The organism is Enterobacter sp. KBR-315C3_2022, assembly GCF_041399425.1.
Lineage (GTDB): Bacteria > Pseudomonadota > Gammaproteobacteria > Enterobacterales > Enterobacteriaceae > Enterobacter.
The window spans coordinates 18,829-36,126 of sequence record NZ_JBGKEB010000034.1; the positions used below are offsets into that span (position 1 = coordinate 18,829).

At 57.5% G+C, this 17,298-nt stretch carries 21 protein-coding genes; 1 reads left to right on the forward strand and 20 read right to left on the reverse strand.

The window, feature by feature from the left end:
* Positions 1 to 5 precede the first annotated feature (5 nt).
* The 18 genes from traF to traM all read right to left on the reverse strand — a co-directional run bounded on the left by traF (position 6) and on the right by traM (position 14,728).
* Positions 6 to 755: a type-F conjugative transfer system pilin assembly protein TraF gene (gene traF / locus AB8804_RS21855; protein ID WP_371190035.1), complete on the reverse strand. Its 750-nt coding sequence runs from the start codon at positions 753 to 755 to the stop codon at positions 6 to 8.
* A 30-nt stretch (positions 756 to 785) separates the two neighbouring features.
* Positions 786 to 974: a hypothetical protein gene (locus tag AB8804_RS21860; protein ID WP_371190036.1), complete on the reverse strand. Its 189-nt coding sequence runs from the start codon at positions 972 to 974 to the stop codon at positions 786 to 788.
* A 31-nt stretch (positions 975 to 1,005) separates the two neighbouring features.
* Positions 1,006 to 2,859 carry a type-F conjugative transfer system mating-pair stabilization protein TraN gene (traN, locus tag AB8804_RS21865; protein WP_371190037.1) on the reverse strand — a complete coding sequence of 618 codons (1,854 nt, stop codon included), beginning with the start codon at positions 2,857 to 2,859 and terminating at the stop codon, positions 1,006 to 1,008.
* A 23-nt stretch (positions 2,860 to 2,882) separates the two neighbouring features.
* A complete protein-coding gene (trbC, locus tag AB8804_RS21870) occupies positions 2,883 to 3,506 on the reverse strand; it encodes a type-F conjugative transfer system pilin assembly protein TrbC (protein ID WP_371190038.1) in 624 nt (207 codons plus the stop codon).
* Between the two features lie 14 nt (positions 3,507 to 3,520).
* A complete protein-coding gene (traU, locus tag AB8804_RS21875) occupies positions 3,521 to 4,507 on the reverse strand; it encodes a conjugal transfer pilus assembly protein TraU (protein WP_371190039.1) in 987 nt (328 codons plus the stop codon).
* On the reverse strand, positions 4,504 to 5,154 hold the full coding sequence (traW, locus tag AB8804_RS21880) for a type-F conjugative transfer system protein TraW (protein ID WP_371190040.1): 651 nt from the start codon (positions 5,152 to 5,154) through the stop codon (positions 4,504 to 4,506). Before traW ends, traU begins: the two co-directional genes overlap by 4 nt.
* Positions 5,151 to 5,498, reverse strand: a complete 348-nt coding sequence (gene trbI / locus AB8804_RS21885; RefSeq protein ID WP_371190041.1) for a type-F conjugative transfer system protein TrbI — start codon at positions 5,496 to 5,498, stop codon at positions 5,151 to 5,153. The genes traW and trbI overlap by 4 nt, the downstream gene beginning before the upstream one ends.
* Entirely contained in the window at positions 5,495 to 8,125 is a 2,631-nt protein-coding gene (gene traC / locus AB8804_RS21890; RefSeq protein ID WP_371190042.1) for a type IV secretion system protein TraC, read from the reverse strand. Before traC ends, trbI begins: the two co-directional genes overlap by 4 nt.
* A 370-nt stretch (positions 8,126 to 8,495) precedes the next feature.
* Positions 8,496 to 8,726 (reverse strand): TraR/DksA C4-type zinc finger protein, encoded by a 231-nt coding sequence (locus AB8804_RS21895; protein WP_371190043.1) that lies wholly within the window; start codon positions 8,724 to 8,726, stop codon positions 8,496 to 8,498.
* A 125-nt stretch (positions 8,727 to 8,851) separates the two neighbouring features.
* The gene (gene traV / locus AB8804_RS21900) at positions 8,852 to 9,388 is read right to left on the reverse strand and encodes a type IV conjugative transfer system lipoprotein TraV (RefSeq protein ID WP_371190059.1); all 537 of its coding nucleotides are present in this window, start codon (positions 9,386 to 9,388) and stop codon (positions 8,852 to 8,854) included.
* 21 nt (positions 9,389 to 9,409) lie between these two features.
* Positions 9,410 to 10,813 carry an F-type conjugal transfer pilus assembly protein TraB gene (gene traB, locus AB8804_RS21905; RefSeq protein WP_371190044.1) on the reverse strand — a complete coding sequence of 468 codons (1,404 nt, stop codon included), beginning with the start codon at positions 10,811 to 10,813 and terminating at the stop codon, positions 9,410 to 9,412.
* Positions 10,800 to 11,543 (reverse strand): type-F conjugative transfer system secretin TraK, encoded by a 744-nt coding sequence (gene traK, locus AB8804_RS21910; RefSeq protein WP_371190046.1) that lies wholly within the window; start codon positions 11,541 to 11,543, stop codon positions 10,800 to 10,802. Before traK ends, traB begins: the two co-directional genes overlap by 14 nt.
* Positions 11,530 to 12,096: a type IV conjugative transfer system protein TraE gene (traE, locus tag AB8804_RS21915; protein ID WP_371190047.1), complete on the reverse strand. Its 567-nt coding sequence runs from the start codon at positions 12,094 to 12,096 to the stop codon at positions 11,530 to 11,532. Before traE ends, traK begins: the two co-directional genes overlap by 14 nt.
* Before the next feature lie 14 nt (positions 12,097 to 12,110).
* Complete coding sequence (gene traL, locus AB8804_RS21920; RefSeq protein WP_371190049.1) at positions 12,111 to 12,416, reverse strand: type IV conjugative transfer system protein TraL; 306 nt, start codon at positions 12,414 to 12,416, stop codon at positions 12,111 to 12,113.
* Between the two features lie 134 nt (positions 12,417 to 12,550).
* The gene (gene traA / locus AB8804_RS21925) at positions 12,551 to 12,901 is read right to left on the reverse strand and encodes a type IV conjugative transfer system pilin TraA (RefSeq protein WP_371190050.1); all 351 of its coding nucleotides are present in this window, start codon (positions 12,899 to 12,901) and stop codon (positions 12,551 to 12,553) included.
* 63 nt (positions 12,902 to 12,964) lie between these two features.
* A complete protein-coding gene (locus AB8804_RS21930) occupies positions 12,965 to 13,339 on the reverse strand; it encodes a TraY domain-containing protein (RefSeq protein WP_371190051.1) in 375 nt (124 codons plus the stop codon).
* Between the two features lie 88 nt (positions 13,340 to 13,427).
* The gene (locus tag AB8804_RS21935) at positions 13,428 to 14,147 is read right to left on the reverse strand and encodes a hypothetical protein (protein ID WP_371190052.1); all 720 of its coding nucleotides are present in this window, start codon (positions 14,145 to 14,147) and stop codon (positions 13,428 to 13,430) included.
* 188 nt (positions 14,148 to 14,335) lie between these two features.
* The gene (traM, locus tag AB8804_RS21940; RefSeq protein WP_371190053.1) at positions 14,336 to 14,728 is read right to left on the reverse strand and encodes a conjugal transfer relaxosome DNA-binding protein TraM; all 393 of its coding nucleotides are present in this window, start codon (positions 14,726 to 14,728) and stop codon (positions 14,336 to 14,338) included.
* Positions 14,729 to 15,155: 427 nt separating this feature from the next.
* Here traM and AB8804_RS21945 point away from each other — a divergent pair, with 427 nt between their 5' ends.
* Positions 15,156 to 15,629 (forward strand): transglycosylase SLT domain-containing protein, encoded by a 474-nt coding sequence (locus tag AB8804_RS21945; protein WP_371190054.1) that lies wholly within the window; start codon positions 15,156 to 15,158, stop codon positions 15,627 to 15,629.
* Positions 15,630 to 15,667: 38 nt separating this feature from the next.
* Here AB8804_RS21945 and AB8804_RS21950 read toward each other — a convergent pair whose 3' ends face one another.
* Both AB8804_RS21950 and AB8804_RS21955 read right to left on the reverse strand, forming a co-directional pair.
* Complete coding sequence (locus tag AB8804_RS21950) at positions 15,668 to 16,096, reverse strand: antirestriction protein (protein ID WP_371190055.1); 429 nt, start codon at positions 16,094 to 16,096, stop codon at positions 15,668 to 15,670.
* Positions 16,097 to 16,865: 769 nt separating this feature from the next.
* Positions 16,866 to 17,298, reverse strand: a 433-nt coding sequence (locus AB8804_RS21955; protein ID WP_371190057.1) for an N-6 DNA methylase, incomplete at its 5' end; no start/stop codon positions are given.

Consider the following 17,298-nt stretch of genomic DNA (forward strand, 5'->3'; position numbering starts at 1 on the left):
CTGTATTAAAAGTTGGGGGTAAAATCGGTCGAAACGTTGAGGAACTGCTTCGCCAGGTCGTCCTGGCTGATAAATCCGTAGGAAACGGGTTTGACGGTGCCGCTTTTCGGGTCGGCCAGCATCAGGGCCGGGAAGTGGCGGATGCCGAGGCGCTCAGCCTGCCCGCCGTCCATCCGGGTGTCCGGCAGCAGCGGGTTCACAATGCCGTCCACCGAGACCGGTATGACGCTGAGGCGATAGGTCTCGCGGAAGTTCTTGATCACCTGCGCCAGCTGGCCGTCGATCGGGTCCTGCCCGCGGTAGAAGAACATCACGCCGTAGTGCTGCGCCAGGGTCTCGATGGCGCGGCGCTGGTCGGCAAAGTCGGCGGCCAGCTGGTTGCGCACCGTGCCGTTGTAGTGGCTGTGCTGCAGGTTATAGTCCAGCTCCGGGTGCGCGAGCATCGCCTTTTTGGCGCTCATGGAGAACAGCCCGGCCTGCTGCGTCCAGTAGTTCTGCAGACGGAAGTAGCGGGTGAAGTTCTCCACGCCCGGATACAGAATGGCCTCGTACATGGTGCGCTTCGTGGCCTGCTGGAGCGTGGCGAGCTTCTCCATGATGTCCGGCGAGGGCGGCTGGGGCTGCGTTGCGGAGGATTTCTCGGCCTCCGGCGCTCTGTGCGATTCGTTGTACCACTGCCAGCCGGCATCTTTCCCGCTAGCGGAAAAGATGATGCCGGAAAGCAGCAGGGCTAACGCTGTCTTGCTCTTTTTCACTGGAACAATCCCTTTCCTGAAACAGGCCAGTTATTTTTTAAAAAGCGGATACACCAGCCACGCAATCAGGAGTGCAACCACGAAGAGCAGAGCCATCATCGACATAAAAATCACATCGATGCGGGTCGTCTCATCCACGATGTTCCGGCACCAGTAGAGCAGCGGAAAGGCAACGATCAGGCTGATGACAAGACGGGCAATAAATCCTTTAATCTTCATAATGAGTCCTTAATGAGTGTTGAGTGTCGTACTATTTATTCTTCAGCTGCGAGGCGATTTCCTCACGCACGCGCTTCGTCAGGGTGTCGTTATCGGGGATTTTCTGGTTCTTCTGAAGATCGTCGAAGAAATTCGTGAAGTCCAGCGCGTCAAACTTAATGCGCTGAAGTTCGGTCTGGGTGATGCCGCGACAGTCAGGGCTGTTCGCGCTGCCGAACCCGATACGCAGCTGGCCGTTACGACCCTGCTGCTGCACAATCTGCGCAAGCTTTGAGTCGAACTGGCAGTAGCTGCGCTTCTTCTCCAGGCACACGCCGAGCACCTTCTTCGAGCAGAACTCCCCGACGCTAACCGTCAGCTTCTTCTCTTTTGCCTTGCCGAGCGCCTTCTCGTCGCTGCTGCAGCTGGCAAGCCCCACGTCCTGGCCCCAGCCCGAGTCCTTGCAGCAGTTGCTGAAGCCCGCCGCAAACTTCTTGCAGTATTTAGCTTTGCCGGTGAAGGCGCGCACGTTGACGCTGTTCATGGCCGCCACGTCCTTTCCGGCCGCCGCCAGGGCCGCAAGCGCCGAAACCACCGGCGCGAAGTCGTTATTTTTCCCCTTCTGCGCCCGCTCGCATTCCCCGTCGAGGCAGAAGGTATCCCCGCCGCAAATCATGACTTTACCCGAGGTGCGCGTTTCGCAGGAGTACGTGGCGTACTCGTGCAGGCAGCCGCTGCCGTCTTCCGCCGTAAATGCGCAGCTGCGCGAGGCGAGCGTGCAGGCTGCATTATTCATGTACGTCTTACAGCTCCCGCTGTCGGCGGCCTGGGTCATGTAAGTATCACGGTACTGCCAGCAGGCCTGGGTGACCGGATAGGCTTTACCGCCCACCACCACCGTCTTCGTACTCCCCGGCGAGATACATTCCGTCTTTTTCAGGGTGCCCTCGCTCTTGCTGAACGGGCAGTGCTCGGTCCAGACGACGTCCGGCACCCATTTTTTGTCGGTGACCTGCATGGTCACGGTCGCCGTCATCCACGCCTCAGAGCCGCCCTGCATCCAGGACAGCGTTTTGCGGGCATACTCCTGGCAGCGCGACTGCTTGCCGCTCAGGCAGTTTTTGTTAAGCATGGAGCCTGACGGCGAAGGCTGTCCGGCGGTCAGCGAGGCGCCCGCGGCGCCCGGCAGCGCCCACGTATTGTCTCTTCTGGCGATCGATTCGGTGTTCACGCCCCACCATGAAAAGCCGTAGTACATGTTCTTTTCGTTGAAATGCACGGCAACCGACGCGCTCAGCACCCTGCCCGTCGCGGGTGCGCGAAAGCTGAAGTTGACCGTCTTGTTGCCGTCGTAGACGTAGGTAAAGCTGCTGTTGGGCACCGTGTACGTGCGCGTGACCGTCGTGCTCTCGTAGTGGCCGGTGATGCTGGCGGTGCGGGTGCAGGCCTGCTCGATCAGCAGGTCACGCTCGCAGGTATAGTTGGTGAACTCGCTGCGGCTGACGTTCTGCGCGCTGCACTGCAGCTGTCCGGTCTTGCCGATGATGCTGTCGGCGCGGCCCTGCACGTCCCTGCTGGCGGTGATGAACGGCGCATCCTGAGAGATAGTCTCCTTCGGGTTGTTGATGAAGGCGTCGGTCACCGCCTTCGTGGCCTCGTTCGTGGTCCAGCCGGTCGCCGCATCGGTCTTCAGCGCCCCGTCGCCGGTTGCCGTCACGCCGCCGTAGTATTTCTGCTGCGGCGGCGTAGCGGTGTAGCCCGGCAGCGTGGCCGAGGGGTTGAAGTTCGTCAGGCTGCTGTCGCCCTGCCCCTTGACCTGCCTGGCGAAGTCCGAGCCGGCCCTGTAGTCAGACTCAGAGCTGGCTACAACGCTCATACTCATGGTGGAAAGAATCAGCGCTGACATGAAAAGAGCCCCTTTCAGGATGTTCATGATTTCACTCTTTTTTCCAGAAGCGTCCTCGCCTCATCCCTGCAGTCGCCCTGCTCCACTACCTTAGCCAGCGCCTGCTTCAGGCGCAGGTTGCCGCGGATCACGTCGTGTCCCGCCGAGCAGTACACCACCAGGGAGGGCACGCTGGTGATGCCATACTCGCGGTAGCGGGTGGGATCGATAGCCACGCCGGAGGCGCTGCCGTCCTGAACCAGGGTCATCACCGCGTCAGCGGTCGCCTTCATGTCGTTGTTGACCATCCCGCGCAGCACGGCGGGAATATCGTAGCGCCGGGCTTCGGTCAGCATGCGCTTCAGCCCGGTCTCCGGTATCGCAAAGGAGACAAAGTACAGCGCCCCGTGCGCGGGCTTATCCTGCTGCGCCTCCTGCTGTCCCTGCTTCAGCCCGCCGATAAAGCGGGTGTCCTCAGCTGAGAGCGGGTTCTGCCGCACCTGCTGTGAGAGCATGTCGCGCAGCGCGTCGTTATCCTGCTGCCGCAGCTGCTGGCTGAAGGTATCCTGGTCGCGGATAAACGCACGATCTGCTTCAGTATCCGCCATTGCCTGAAGGCAAATCGCCGACATCAGCAGGCCCGCGCACGGTCCCGTAATCTTATTCATGAATTTTCCCTTTCTCAGAGGAAGACGCAGTTACGCTTGCGCCAGAGCAGATAGCCGTAGTTTTTCTTAGTGTTCGGCGGGTTACGCCCCGCTTCCCAGCGCATCACCGTCCGCCCGAAAGGATGGCACTGCGCCACGTCCGGATGGGTGTTCACCATCTGGTAGCGCCAGCGGGTCTTGGGGATGATCGGGGACGGATATTCGTTACAGACCTTCGTGTCCTCGCCGATGCTCTCCATTATCTGGCCCTGGCGGTGCAACTTGAATGCCATGCGCTCGCTGACCAGCACCGACGACTGCAGGGGGCTGGACTCGTTGCTCACCCAGCCGTTGAAGGGGTACATCGAGCCCTGGGAGCCGGCGCACCAGAACAGCAGGTCAATCGACGTCTTCGCCGCGCTGGCAACGGCATCGGCCGCGCATGCCCCCTGGGCGATGGGGTTGGCGAAAATCACCGCCTCCGGGTTGAGAATGGAGGTCAGGGCGCTGTCCCCCCAGGTCGGGTCAATCTCGGACAGGTAGCCAATGTCCAGGTCTCCGCCCTCGAGACACCCGACGGACGTAATGATGTTCAGCCAGTACGTCAGCGGGTACTTGTACCAGTGGACGTGGTAGAACGTGCCGTTGACCGCCTTATCGTCTTTCTTCGCAGTCCCCATGCCCATCTTGCCGAGGTTGATGGAGAAGCCGCCGAGGTTCACCATGCAGCCCGGCGAGCGGGTCACGTCGGTCAGCGCCATCGGCTCCCAGTACCCGATGGCGAGGCCAATGCGCGCCACCGGCGTCATCGGGCAGATCTGGATGGGGCTGCCGGGGTTCTTCGTGTCGGGCAGGTCGCCGCCCGTGACCGACGTGCTGCCGAGCGAAAGCGGGAACATGCAGCGCCAGCAGATATCGGTGATCGGATTGACGAAACTGCCGTCGCAGGCGGCATCGGCTGAAGCGCTCTGGCTGTTCGTCCAGAGCAGCAGCCCGAAAAATGCGGTGAACAGCGTCCTCATCGCGTGCCCCCTGCGTCATGCTCCGTCAGCAGCGGCGGGATAATCTCCACCTGCAGGCGCTGCCCGCTCGGCGCCGCCGTCACCCGCGCCGGAACCTGGCTGATGCCAAAGCGCGCGGTGAGCACGCCGTTCTGATCGAAGAAGATCCGGCTGTCGAGCGCCTCCGAGGTCTGCGGAATATTGCCCTTCACCAGGATAATGCGCGAAACCAGCGTGGCGGGCTTCTGGCGCCGGACCCACGCCAGCTGGTCCGGATCGTCACCGTCGATAAACAGCAGCGTCTGGTTAAAGGGTACCACGTCGAGCGGGTTGAACACCTGCCCGGCGCGGGCAAAGACGCTGCCGTGGCCGTCGGCCAGGTCCCTGTCCACCCGCACGCTCGGATCAAACCAGCGCTTCTCATAGCGCACCGCGCGGGTAATGCCCTCAACCGGCGTCGGGCGCTGGCTGTTGCGCTCCACCCGCGCCTTAAACTCGCCCATATGCCTGTCCATCTCGCCGGACTGCTGCAGCGCCTGCAGGCGGGTTTCGATCACGGTCAGCATGTCCGGCTCCGCGACCGGCCACAGGTCGCCCCAGGTACCGAGATCTGACGCGGCGGTGACCGAACTCAGCAGCATCAGGCTCAGGGCAAGGGCGCGCCTCACGCCCCCTCCTTCATCCGGCGGGCCACGTCGGTCTGGATCTCACGTGTGATGTCCGGCGCGCCCTGCACCACGGCGGGCGAGACCAGGATAAGGCCCCGGTGGCGCACCTGCCAGTCGCGCAGGCTGGCCTCCAGCGACGCGTTAAAGCGCTCCGAGAGCGCCTTCGTCTGCGCCTCGTCGAGCGCGCGGCGGCTCGCGCTGTCGAAGAAGGCATCCACGGTGGCCTTCATGTTGAAGGCGGCAACGGTGGGCGCGCTGAGGCGGCAGGTCAGCCAGCTGACGCCCGCGCTGGCAAGCAGCGTGCCGGCAATCAGCGAGGCGGTGATTAGCGTGCGTTTTCTCATGGTATTTTCTTTCCTTCATGCTCTTCCAGCCAGCGCGCCAGCGCGGCCATCTCCGGACCGGATTTCTTCCAGGCCAGCTCCCATACCGCGTCGTGAATGCTCGCGCCCTCGCGGCGGCGCTGCTGCACAAACTCAAAGTCAGGACCGTCCGAGGAGTACATGGCCCGGCTGAGCGGGTCGACGAACAGGCGGTGCCAGGACGTGAGGTGCTCAACCGAAAGCATGAAGCTGCTGAACCAGTTATCCTTTGCGCTGCCGAAGCGGGCAATCATGTCGCGCTGCAGCTGCGGGTACTGGTCCGGGTACAGCTGGTTGTACTTGGCGAACTCCTTGGCCGACTGCTTGAGAATGATTTTGTAGGAGGAGTTACCCCAGGCCGCGCGCGCGGCGCTGGAGGCAGTGTCCGAGTCAAAGTCGACGATGTTCTGCGTGATGGTAATGTACGAGCCGGTGTGGCGGCGCGCGGTGCGGTAGCCCTTCTCGATAAACGCCCCGACCTTGTTGTTCTTGAAGTCCAGCAGGCGCCAGCCCTCGTCTATCACGTTGAGCTTCTTCAGGCTGCGCGGCGTGCGGTACATGCGGTTCTCGATATAGAGAATGAGCGAGAACATGACCGCCACCAGGAGGGACTGCCTGTCTTCCAGCCCGCCGAGCTCCAGCACCACCATCCGGGCCTCGTCCTTCAGGGACGGCTCGTCGGAGTTGAAGTAGCTGCCGTAGACCCCGTCGCGGGTGTACTGGGTGAGCAGTACCACCATTTCATCGAGGCGGCTGCGGATGGTCGGGGAGCCTTCATACTCCTCGCTGTCGCGGGCCATCTTCAGGTAGTCCACCACGTCATCGATGCGCGACTGGTTTTTCTTCGCAAGCCAGGTGGCCTTCACCGCCTTGAGCAGCAGGCCCTCGTGCACCTCGTCCAGGTTGCCGTTGGGGCTGGCCATCACCGACAGCTGGTCGCGTAGGCGCTCGGCCATCTCGTCGATGGTGTCGTCCGTAATGTTGGCGAACGGGTTGAACTTCAGGGTTTCGCCGTCGAGGTAGACCCCGCCCATGTTCTCGCACAGGGACTTGTAGCCGTCGCCCATGTCGAACACCACGGCAAAGCCGCCGGAGTCGATAACGCTGCGTATCAGGGGCTGGATAAGCCCGGTCTTGCCGGCGCCCGAGGTGCCGCACACCGCCATGTTGAAGTTGGTATTACCCATGCCGCAGCTGAACAGGTCGATGAACGCCAGCTGGTTGCGGTAGGTCGGCGCCAGCAGGCCGGAGGTGGCAAGCGGGCTGTCCGCCACCACCGGCAGCAGGTTGGCCACGTTAAAGCTCTCGGCACGCTGCACCACCCCGGACTCGCGCAGCTGCTTAAAGAGGCCGCCGCCCGCCAGGAACGGCAGGTTCACGAGGAAGTTGCGCATATGGTTAAAGCGCGGGGAAATCAGCTCAAAGCCGTTCTTGCGAAAGCTGTTCAGCACGTCCTGCTCGACCTTCAGGGCAATTTCCTGGTCGTCGCGGCAGAAGACGGTCATGTTCAGGAAGTAGCTCACCAGCGAGGACTGGCCGGACGACAGGCGCTGGCGCAGATCGCCCCACTCCTTCGCCTCCTGCTCGACGCCCGGGAAGAACTTGGCGTAGCTCGTTTTGGACTTCTTCTCGAGATCCATAAACTTGAGGTTCGCCTCGTTCTGCGCCTTCACCTGGTCCTCGACGCTGAGAACCAGCGTCAGGATAAACGGGCACGAAACGGACAGCTCCGGGTTGAGCAGGTTGCTGTAGTTGTCGGCCATGTTCCACAGAAAGGCCATCTCCGGGTTTTTGGTCAGCTGGAAGTTCATGATGCGCGCGGTGCTGTTGCGCCCGTTCTCCCGCAGGCCCAGCGTCATGTAGTCGGCCTTCACCTTAAGATCGAAGGTGTCGTCCACGCACTGGTAGTTCAGATCCTTGAGCGGGTCGAGCTCGCGCGCCGTCGGATACAGCGCGTCCGGGTTGTGGTTAACCATTTCACCGGTGATATGGATGAAGGCATCCGCGTCGACGCTGCGGGTGGAAATCTGCGCGCCCTGCAGAGAGGCGCGGATGATTTTGATCTGGTTCTCCATCTCCATCACGCTGGCCTTGCTCCCGCGCTTGCGGGGTACGCAGCAGGAAATATAGACGCGGTAGTTGCGCAGCGTCAGCGGCAGGTTGAGATGATCGGGTAGCGGGAACCCTTCTTCTGCGGCCCTGAGATAGTAGGCGCGGGTGATGGCGTTGAACGTATCGGCCTTTTCACCCGTCCAGGAGAGCTCGCGCAGGCCAAACTCGATATCGCGCCCGACCAGGCTGCTGGAAATCAGGTGAATGGCCACCGGCACCTCGCGGGGCAGCTTGGTGCGCATCAGGTTCTCCAGCGACGCAACGATGGTCTCATTGGCGCCGTTGATGGGCTGCGCCTCCAGCATGAAGCCCATCGTCTTCTCGTTCATGAAGAGGCCGGTCTCGGCGTCGTAGTCGCGGTACGGCAGTAGGCGGCTGAACTGCGGAAAGCGCATCTGGCCGAGGACGTCGTTCGCGGTTGAGGACTCATCGGGCATCTTCAGCGCCGTCAGCAGGGAATTGACCGTGCGGGTCACGCTGTCCAGTGGGTTACTCATGATTACCGGAACCTCCGGATTTCAATGGGAACCAGACGCTGCAGTTGTCTCTGATTGACTCTGCCATCCTCTCCCCGTCCTCACCGCTATACAGAGCCTTAATCTGGCTGATGTCAGACTTCGCCAGGAAAATCCTGATCATCTGCTGTTTTGTTACGCTCATACCTGAACCTGCTTTCCCCGAATCGCCGTTATCCCTGGTTGTCATGGCGCTCCCCTGAATCGTTATTATTTTTCCCAATGCGTTTGCCCCCGCTCTCAAAACGCTGTCCTGACAGAAGCGCCGACACCATCTGAGAGCAGAACGTCGTTTTACAGCTTCCTGAACTGCCCACAACCATGAAATTTCCCTTTTGGTCAGTGCTTATGCTCATCCCCACCTCTGGTACTGTTTTGACTGAAACTCAAGATGCTGCTGGCACGCCACGCATACCCGGACGCCGGGCACCGCATCCCGCCGCCCCTGTGGGATATCGTTCCCGCACCCCTCACAGTGGGTCAGGCTCTCTCCCGCCCGGCCGGACCGTGCTCTGGCGGCCTGAATATGCAGCTGGTTAATCAGGTCTTCCTGCTCCTGAAGCAGGTCGAGTTCATCGGCCATGTTGCCTCCTGCTGTTTGCCGTCCGGACACGCTACCGCCCATCCCTTTTCACGTTTCAGGGCACGCGTGATAACGACAGATTGTTGAGTTGATAGGGGCCGCCACGTCAGGCGGCGGTCAGAACATCAGTTAACGCGGGGCTTGCCCCAGGCGGACGGTTTCACCACGAAGAACACGCGGCCCGGCTGGTGATACACGTCCTGCGTGTCGATATAGGGCGCTATCCAAAGCCCGGCGGTCTTCTCACCCACGCGCAGCGGGCGCGGGTCCACGATGGACTCGTGCGTCGGCTGCGGTGCCATAACGGGAGCTGCACCGCTCACAGGCTTAACCTCAGCTGAGCGGGAGAAGGGATTCGCGACAGCGTGCGTGCCCCTTACCGGCGCGCTTCTCGACGCAACGGAATGAGCAGGTGCCGGAGGCGGCATCAGCGGCTGCGCGGAGACCGTGCGGAAGCTGCCCTCAGCCAGGCGTGGCAGCGCGGCCGCATCCGGCTTTACGGCGCTTTCCTCAAGGCGTTTTGCCTTCTCGTTGGCCTGCTCAATGGTCATGCAGGTGTCGGACGTGGTGGCGTTACATTCAAAGTCGCTGGCGGTACCGGCGCAGCCGGACAGCATCAGGATGCCGGCCAGTGAAAGTGCGAAAGGCAGTGTCTTGTTCATCATCGGTTCCTTTCCGTGTGGTTACTGAGAGCCCGCGGCTGGCATGAACTGGCTCTGGTTAAGCTTGCCCAGCTGGTTGAGCATCTGATCGGTGTTAAAGCCGTTCATGCCGCCCTGCGGCAGGGACGGCGGCGGCACGGGGCTGCGGTCGGCATCACCGGCCCTGCTGCCCTCTCTCTCCTGTGCCAGCTCCTCGATGGTTTTCAGCTGGAAGCCGTCCTGGAAGACGACGGTCACCTCGTTTCCTGCTCCAATCGGGATAACCGGGTGATACTGCTCGGCGCGCTTGATGTAGTAGTCGCTGAGGGTCTGCGCCGCTTTCGACGCGCCGCCGCCGATACCCATCTTCATGACGTCACCCGCGCCGAGCGAGGCGGTGGCACCCAGGCCGACCGACGGCTGGGAGGCGCTCTGCACGCCCTGCCCGATGCCGTCAACGAAGCCCGCGCCCCAGGCCCAGCCGAGGATTTTGCCGTTGCGCATGACCACCTCACCCTTGATGCCGTTCTTGCCCATGAAGCTGACGTGCCCCGCAATCGGCTGGTCGATGGTGACGCCGTGCTTCAGGCAGCTGATGTTGCGCGTGCGCACGATGGCGCGCTCGCTGGACACGTCGCCCCAGGCCTCAAGCCCGATAAAGCAGCCGGTCAGGTCGTAGTTTTTGCTGTTGGGCATCTCAACGTGTCCGGTGATGCGCAGCTGCATCGGCACCGTGGACTCGTTGCCGGTCACGGACGCATTGGCGTCAGCGCCCTCGATGAGCATGGATTTGGCGAAGCTGCCGGATGGGATGTAGGGCAGGGTCGGCCCCCTCTTTTCCTCACGGGAAAAGCTCTGGCGGCGCAGCTGGTTCGGAACGGGAATGGGCTGGTACTGCACCTGAGGCGGCGGCGTCACGCCGTTACCCGGATAGAACGCGGTCGGCGGCGGCACCGCGCCCGGCTGCGTTTGGGTCTGCGGCGGGAAGGCCACAGGCTGAGGCTCTCCCTCGGGACCCGGCGCAGGCTCCGGCGGCTGCGGCGCAGGTTCACCGGCGGCGGTCACGGGCCTCGCGCCCAGCGCGCTGACCTGCGCGGACAGCGCCGCGTTGTCCTGGCTCAGCTTGTTGATCTGTTTCTGATAGTCCGACTGCCCCTTGCTGAGGAGGTCCAGCTCGCTGCGCATCTGCTCGTACTGCTTTCGCATGTCAGACGCGGTGGCCTGCATCTCCGTGGTGGCATGCTGCTGCACCTTCTGGTCAAAAGTGCTGTCAACCACGCCGGTCATGTCCGGCGCCGGCTCGTTCTCGCTCTGGGCCGGGGACGTACCGTCATAGCGCACGTCCGCCAGATACCAGCCGCCGCCGCCCACCACGCCAACGGCGGCCAGCACAATCCCCAGCCAGAGAAACTGCTTGCGCTTCACCAGCGAGTTAATACTGGCCATGGTTCGCCTCCCCGCTGCTGATGATGTACACCTGCATGGCGCCGCCCGCCGTCAGCGCGCGGGCCGGTTCGGCAAACATGACCGCGCGGATGCCGTTCTGCCAGAAGTCACTCTCTGAGATGTTGCGTGCGTACGGAGACCGGTTCGTCACGCGGTAACGCACAACCTTCAGGTGGTTGCCTGTCCATACGCGCTCTGCGTCAGCCTGCAGACCCGATGGCGGCGAGATCCTCTCGCGGGTAACGGGAAGCTCATACCAGCCTTCAGGCAGGACGCCGCCCACCAGGTGCTGGCTCAGGGAGACCAGGGTGGCCTCATACGGCGAGGACTCCTCCCAGCCTGCAGCCTTCTCACCGGTGCCGGACAGCTCGCTCACAAGCCGCACGGTGCGCCCCGCGCCCGCGCGAGGCACGGCGAGAACCGAGAAGTTCAGCCCCCGCTCGGTCTCAAGAATGAAGGTGAACGGCTTTTTGTTCAGGGTGCTGACGATAACCCCGCCGCTGGCCGTCTGCTCCTGGCGGGTCAGCTCACCGTCGAGGCTGGTCAGGGCCGTCACGCGATCGCCCGCCACGGTGAAGAGGTTCGGGTCGGTGTTGCTCAGCGCGATGCTGGCCTGGCCGCCGTTGGCGAGCGGCACCACCGTAGCGTCCTGCGCCTGGGGTGCGGCGATACCTTGGCCGCAGACGAATAGCAGCAGCGCGGGCAGGCTGAGGCGCTTATTTCTTCTCATCGGTGATTTCTCCAAAGTGGCTGAGCCAGCTGATGCCGTCCTCGCGCTCAAACTTGAGCACGTAATGCTTCAGGTCCGGATACGGCTTAGAGTCGCCTATCCAGGTTTTCAGCTGGCCGCGCACGTCCACGCGGCTGCTGGCGGGATACACCTGCACGCTGGTCATGTAGAAGGCCGAGTTAACGTTGTTGTCCTTGATGCGCTTCGCATCCTCGGCAAGCTTGATCTTCAGATCGTTCTGCGCGGCGGCACGCACGTAGGTCAGCAGCTGCTCGTGCGACGCGTTGACGGTTTCCGGGGTCACGTTCAGGCGCAGGGCGATTAATGACAGCGCCGTCTGCTGCAGGAAGGAGGCGTCAGACTGGTTCTGCGACACCGCTATCGGCGCGTGAAACAGCATTGGCGTAACCACGGTTTTCTGTTCGTTCTGCAGGCGGTAGTTATTCACGCCCTGAATAACGTTTGTGATGCTGCTCAACAGCAGCAGCGTGCCCATCGAGATAAACCCGATGGCAATAACGCGCTGGGTACTGAGGCGTGCTCCATGTTCCATCTGTTCAGTTCCGTTTATTTAATCCACTGGCGATTGCAGGAGTCCGGGACGTCGTGAAATATTCCCCGCAGCAGCGCGGTCGGCATGTACCAGTACACAAGGTCGCGCAGCCACGAGCTGCCCCGCCCTTTCTTGAGTTTTTTTATCGCGATATACGCCAGCACCGCCGCGATAATTCCCGGAATGTAGTGCTGGGTCCAGAATCCCCAGCCGATACAGGCGGCGGCCGGAATAAGCTCGTCAACGGGCAGCCCGAACCAGCGGCTCTGGTTGGTCAGCGTTTCCGGAAAGCGGTATTTTATAAGAGAGTCGTCAGCCATATTTCAGTCCGTATGTCGGCTGGCGCTGAAATAAGCCGCCAGCCGTTTTCAGGGCAAAGCCATCCCCTGAGCGCAAAACGCCCATGAAAATTACTTGTTATTCAGGGAGAGCTGATTTAACCCGAAAGGGTTAATTAATATCCGGCAACGGACATACCCACGGTCACGAAAACAGACAGAATGGCAAAGCCTGCCAGGAACTTCAGGTTCTTGGTTGTCATATACATGACGGCCCCCACCAGAACTTCGGCCAGGATCACCCACTTAACCACGCTGGAGTCCTTGCCGAAGGTGCCCTTCACGGTTTCATCACCGCTGGACATCAGGTCTTTACCTGCGCCGGCAGCCAGAACCGTTTCAGGGAAGAAAGCGGCAACGGCTGCAACAGGAAGCGCCACCTTCAGCGCCTTCAGAAAGCCCAGCCGGGTGAACTTCTTTTTGGCAGGAGGATGGGTTGCTTCATTCATTACAGAAATATCAGTCATTTTATTAATCCTTTAATTGTATATTTAGCACTTCATGGAATTTTCTTAAAAACCTTACCTTATTCAGTCAAAATTATTAGGTATCACCTCCACCATCTCTGCATTGTAAAAATCGGGGAACTTGACCAGATGATCATGGAGTCGTTCCCGCACCTCATAGGATTTGCACCAGCCGCTACGGTTTTTGGCTTTGATCAGTGTCATATTGGTTTCATCGTCAAAACGAACCGTGAGATATTTCTCATAAGAGAACTTAGGGTTTTCCATAATCCTGAACATTGGAAAACGTCGAAGATGATCCTTTATTCTGTGCAATGCCTCGAAACTACGGCTTCGCCCACTTCGAGATACTGCCAATGAAAGTAAAGCTTCGGTTTCGTCATCAAGCTTCACCCTCACAGCATTACCAATAGCAGGAGAGCAACTAAATCTTCTCATACTTTCTCTCTATATTTTTGTTACAGGAAGATCATACTCAGAAGTTAGGCTCGAGACCATACACGAAAAGTCATCGATTTATTAACAATTAATTAACACCCCTTTTTAAGGCTTTTAAGATGTCGCTTTCGTTATTACAACTTATTAAATGAAAGGCATAATCTAAAACTGATTCAAAATAGGAGTTCGTTTTTAAGTACAGCACCATCTCATCTCTCCCTATAATTCCTATCAATGAGTACGCTTTAGATACTCTATTTTTTGAAGTTCCTACATTTATCTTAAGAAGTGATGAAATGAAGTCATGTGTAAAACCAGAAAAATACAGGCAAAACACTTTATAATAAGCAGGTTCTAAAATAACAGCGGGATTCCTTTTATCAAGGCTTTTTATCTTTGTTCCCAGCCTAAAGTAGGAGTTATTTTCTTTAAAAATCAATTTATCAAAGAAAGACCATGAAATGTACATAGTCTTATTGACCACAACATTATTAAATAGAACTGAAAACTGATATATCCTTTCCACATTAAGATTCATAAACGTGGCAAGATTAGGACTTGAAAGTGCATCAAGCTCGCAAGACAACATCTGGCACCGTGTTTCTACCGGAAGTCGCTCAAACCATTCTGATATAGAGTACTCAAAACCCTTAATGCATTCGGAAAACTTCATATTTGAATATACGAAATCACCATTTAAACTTCTTAAACAAAGTGGATATTCTAGACTGGAGAGTAAAACAGACGAATCTGCCGCCAATTCTGATTGACGAGAAGATGATGAAAGAATAGGATCACGAGCACTCATAAAGCCTCCTTGTAAGGTTTTTGTGGGTAGCTGGCATGGAGGGGATGCGTCCCTCCTTGCCAGCGAATCTGCTCAAACGAGCCGAAATCAAATTTTATTAAGTCACAATTCCAATATACTCACTACTTCGTTTATTGTCATTCAAAAATCACAGATCATTATTCTTTTTATTTAGCTTTGATAAATTATTATGTCGCAGAGTTTTCATTATCATCGGGAAAAATTTTATTCACCACTTCCTGTGTATCCTCACGTATGCACTGAGCCATCTCTCGGAAAACAAACTTATCGTTCCCGGCCAAATGTGGACTAAGGGATTCCATTGCTAGAAGCTTGCTGGCAATAAACTGCGATTTAATGACGGCTTCAAGAATCGTTTTATTGAAAAGCATCTGGTTAAAAGGAGATTCCTTGCGTTCCATCTGCGCTTCATAAACTCGCAGCCCCAGCTCGACGAGCATCGATATAACGCTGGAACTGCTGACATCTTCGTTCCTGGCGCCCTCCGCCCGTCGCTGCTCAACAATGGCATTTATTTTGTTCACCACGTCATCGCTTACATATGCCTGTATCTTTGCCATCGCTAATCTCCTTTTTTTGTGCTGTCAAAGAATATTATTTGTACCGCAGGATAGAGCCTTTTTACGGCAACTGAAGGACGGATTGCAGGCGATTCATCCAGTAGTTTTATGACGAATCGCCGGCGATTCACATGGCGGATTGCCTGCGATTCACCATCACATAAAGTCATGAAATATATATTGTGAATCGTACATGAATCGTTTGTGAATCGCCAACGATTCATACAGTAGTCACAAGTGAATCTGTTAGCCTTTCACTTTGAAATTAAATGCAATTCTAAAATTATAAGTGCATGACTTTAAAAGCCAATCAGCAAAAAGTCCATTTTGCGTGGGGTGTGGTGATTTTGTGGTGAGGAGTGCATATTTGTTGAATACAGCATCGGGATGGATTAACGTATTTCCGGCATAACGCCCGGAGGAATAAATGAAACGGATCGTCACCCTGATTATATCGCTGGCTTTATCTGGTTCGCTGAATGCCGCAGACTGTTTCGACCTTGCGGGGAAGGATTACAGAATTGATCCGGATTTACTGCGCGCAATATCCTGGAATGAATCAAACTTTCGCACGGACGTTAAGGGATACAATCCGGTTTCGGGGTTCGGCTCCGGACTCATGCAGGTTGACTCCCAGCACTTTAACGAACTCGCGCGCTATGGAATAAAACCGGAGCACCTTCTTTCAGACCCGTGCATGAATATCTATACCGGGGCCTACTATCTCGCGATTGCATTTAAAAGATGGGGAGTGAGCTGGCAGGCAGTAGGTGCATATAATGCAGGTTTCAAGAAGACTGAGAAGCAGGCACAGAGAAGATATGACTATGCCCGAAAAATAGAGGCAACGTACAGGGCTATCAAAGAGAGCAAGAAAACCAGCGCCACCGAACAGAAGTAAAAAAGGCTCATATATGAGCCTTTTTTACTTCGCTGTATTTAGTCAATTGCCCGCCATATTAAATGACGTTCTGGATGTCTGGCTATACTGATATAGTCCTTAAGCGCATCCTGACGGGCAATCAATCCATCACAAAGACCTGAATACTTCGGCCCCATTTCCGACAATTTCCAAGACAGGCCATTCATTATTATCAGCGTGGCAATGATACCTGCCGCCTGCGCGCTGACTTCTGCGCTGAAATAATTACACGGGATGTCCATTTTATACAACTGGTGTCCGGATGGTGCAATAAACCCCGTAGTAACCTGCGTGCTGATTATCGTGTCAGGTGCAATTTTTCCCTGCACATCTTTTGGGAGAAGATAATAGTCCCAGTTCCCGCCGTCATAATCAGAATGTTGACGCAACCAGTCCGCTGCCAGTGTGTCACCCACTGGCGAGAAGAAAAGAAACGGAACGACCATTAACTTTTTTTCCCGGCTTAACCACACGACAGCTCTCAATAAATACCGTATCAAACTGTTCGGCTGATTCATTAGTGGCGGTGTTGACCTTTTGCGTGCGCATTTTACACTTCTCCTTGTCTGAATAATTAACGTTCGACTTCATCACTGAGCGGCGAAGGGCAATGAGCAGCAGGCCATTTTTAAATCCAGGGGCGCGAAGCGTTTATTTACCCCTGTATTTAAAAATGGCGTGTTGCTATAAGCAGCCCTCCGCGAAATGATGAAGACGGACATTTTCAGACGGCAAAATGCGCACGATACGGAATGAAGATTTGCCTGCGGCGAAGCCTCATTCCGGCCATAAAAGTGTCGGAAATGTGATTTACGTCACGGTTTAAGCGGCGAGTCCTGAAGGGACACTGCAAGCGCGGGTGTTGTTTTTCGCACTCAGACCGTAGCGCCAGCCCGAAACCGCCAGCGGGTTCGGCGGAGCCTGACGGGTGCGCCAGCAGCTGTCTGGCGTAGTCGGGCTGACGACCCGGCCGGAACGGACGGGGAGCCGAAGGGGCCATGGTCCTGTCTGTTTTTCCCTTCATAACGCACAGCAGGAGGAAAGGTACGAAGGGGAGAAGTAGTACATAGCCAGATACATACAATACAAATAATATACACAGTACACACCGGACGGATACGGGCAGCGCGTCAGCGCGGCCCTTACCGTTCGCCCCGCAGGGGCGTGGTGCTTTCGCGGCGCAAAAGGCAGGGTTAACCCCTGCCCTGCATACGGTTACGCGGCCTGCGTGAGTCCCTGCAAAAATTTTCGCATGGCAGCTATACGGCGCTGATCGTCCAGGCGCTTCTCAAAGTTGTTGATGTAGTACACGGGCGTATACCGCACCCTGTTAAGCTGCATCGTGAGCGTATTGCCCGTAACCACCTCGGCGGGAATACCCAGCAGGGAAAGCTGAATAAACGCCATATCCGCTGCGATCGGGTCGATATCGATGCAGCTACCGAACATCTGCTCAGAAGGGTTATAGCCCGCCTCAAGCAGATATTCCGCATACGCCACAATCATTCCTGCTGCGCCGCTTGCCGGATCGCTCACCGTCACGAATCCTTCGCGGCGTATCGTTTCGTCGACGTCCGGCATCAGCAGCTTCGCCATCAGTGACTGGACGTTATAGGGCGTGAAATACTGCCCGTTCCGGTCGTCGCCC

Bases quoted from the DNA above. Each gene is read 5' to 3' on its own strand.
- AB8804_RS21860 (WP_371190036.1), bottom strand. From the start codon at position 974: ATGAAGATTAAAGGATTTATTGCCCGTCTTGTCATCAGCCTGATCGTT.
- traN (WP_371190037.1), bottom strand. From the start codon at position 2,859: ATGTCAGCGCTGATTCTTTCCACCATGAGTATGAGCGTTGTAGCCAGC.
- trbC (WP_371190038.1), bottom strand. From the start codon at position 3,506: ATGAATAAGATTACGGGACCGTGCGCGGGCCTGCTGATGTCGGCGATT.
- traU (WP_371190039.1), bottom strand. From the start codon at position 4,507: ATGAGGACGCTGTTCACCGCATTTTTCGGGCTGCTGCTCTGGACGAAC.
- trbI (WP_371190041.1), bottom strand. From the start codon at position 5,498: ATGAGAAAACGCACGCTAATCACCGCCTCGCTGATTGCCGGCACGCTG.
- traC (WP_371190042.1), bottom strand. From the start codon at position 8,125: ATGAGTAACCCACTGGACAGCGTGACCCGCACGGTCAATTCCCTGCTG.
- AB8804_RS21895 (WP_371190043.1), bottom strand. From the start codon at position 8,726: ATGGCCGATGAACTCGACCTGCTTCAGGAGCAGGAAGACCTGATTAAC.
- traV (WP_371190059.1), bottom strand. From the start codon at position 9,388: ATGAACAAGACACTGCCTTTCGCACTTTCACTGGCCGGCATCCTGATG.
- traB (WP_371190044.1), bottom strand. From the start codon at position 10,813: ATGGCCAGTATTAACTCGCTGGTGAAGCGCAAGCAGTTTCTCTGGCTG.
- traK (WP_371190046.1), bottom strand. From the start codon at position 11,543: ATGAGAAGAAATAAGCGCCTCAGCCTGCCCGCGCTGCTGCTATTCGTC.
- traE (WP_371190047.1), bottom strand. From the start codon at position 12,096: ATGGAACATGGAGCACGCCTCAGTACCCAGCGCGTTATTGCCATCGGG.
- traL (WP_371190049.1), bottom strand. From the start codon at position 12,416: ATGGCTGACGACTCTCTTATAAAATACCGCTTTCCGGAAACGCTGACC.
- traA (WP_371190050.1), bottom strand. From the start codon at position 12,901: ATGACTGATATTTCTGTAATGAATGAAGCAACCCATCCTCCTGCCAAA.
- AB8804_RS21930 (WP_371190051.1), bottom strand. From the start codon at position 13,339: ATGAGAAGATTTAGTTGCTCTCCTGCTATTGGTAATGCTGTGAGGGTG.
- AB8804_RS21935 (WP_371190052.1), bottom strand. From the start codon at position 14,147: ATGAGTGCTCGTGATCCTATTCTTTCATCATCTTCTCGTCAATCAGAA.
- traM (WP_371190053.1), bottom strand. From the start codon at position 14,728: ATGGCAAAGATACAGGCATATGTAAGCGATGACGTGGTGAACAAAATA.
- AB8804_RS21945 (WP_371190054.1), top strand. From the start codon at position 15,156: ATGAAACGGATCGTCACCCTGATTATATCGCTGGCTTTATCTGGTTCG.
- AB8804_RS21950 (WP_371190055.1), bottom strand. From the start codon at position 16,096: ATGGTCGTTCCGTTTCTTTTCTTCTCGCCAGTGGGTGACACACTGGCA.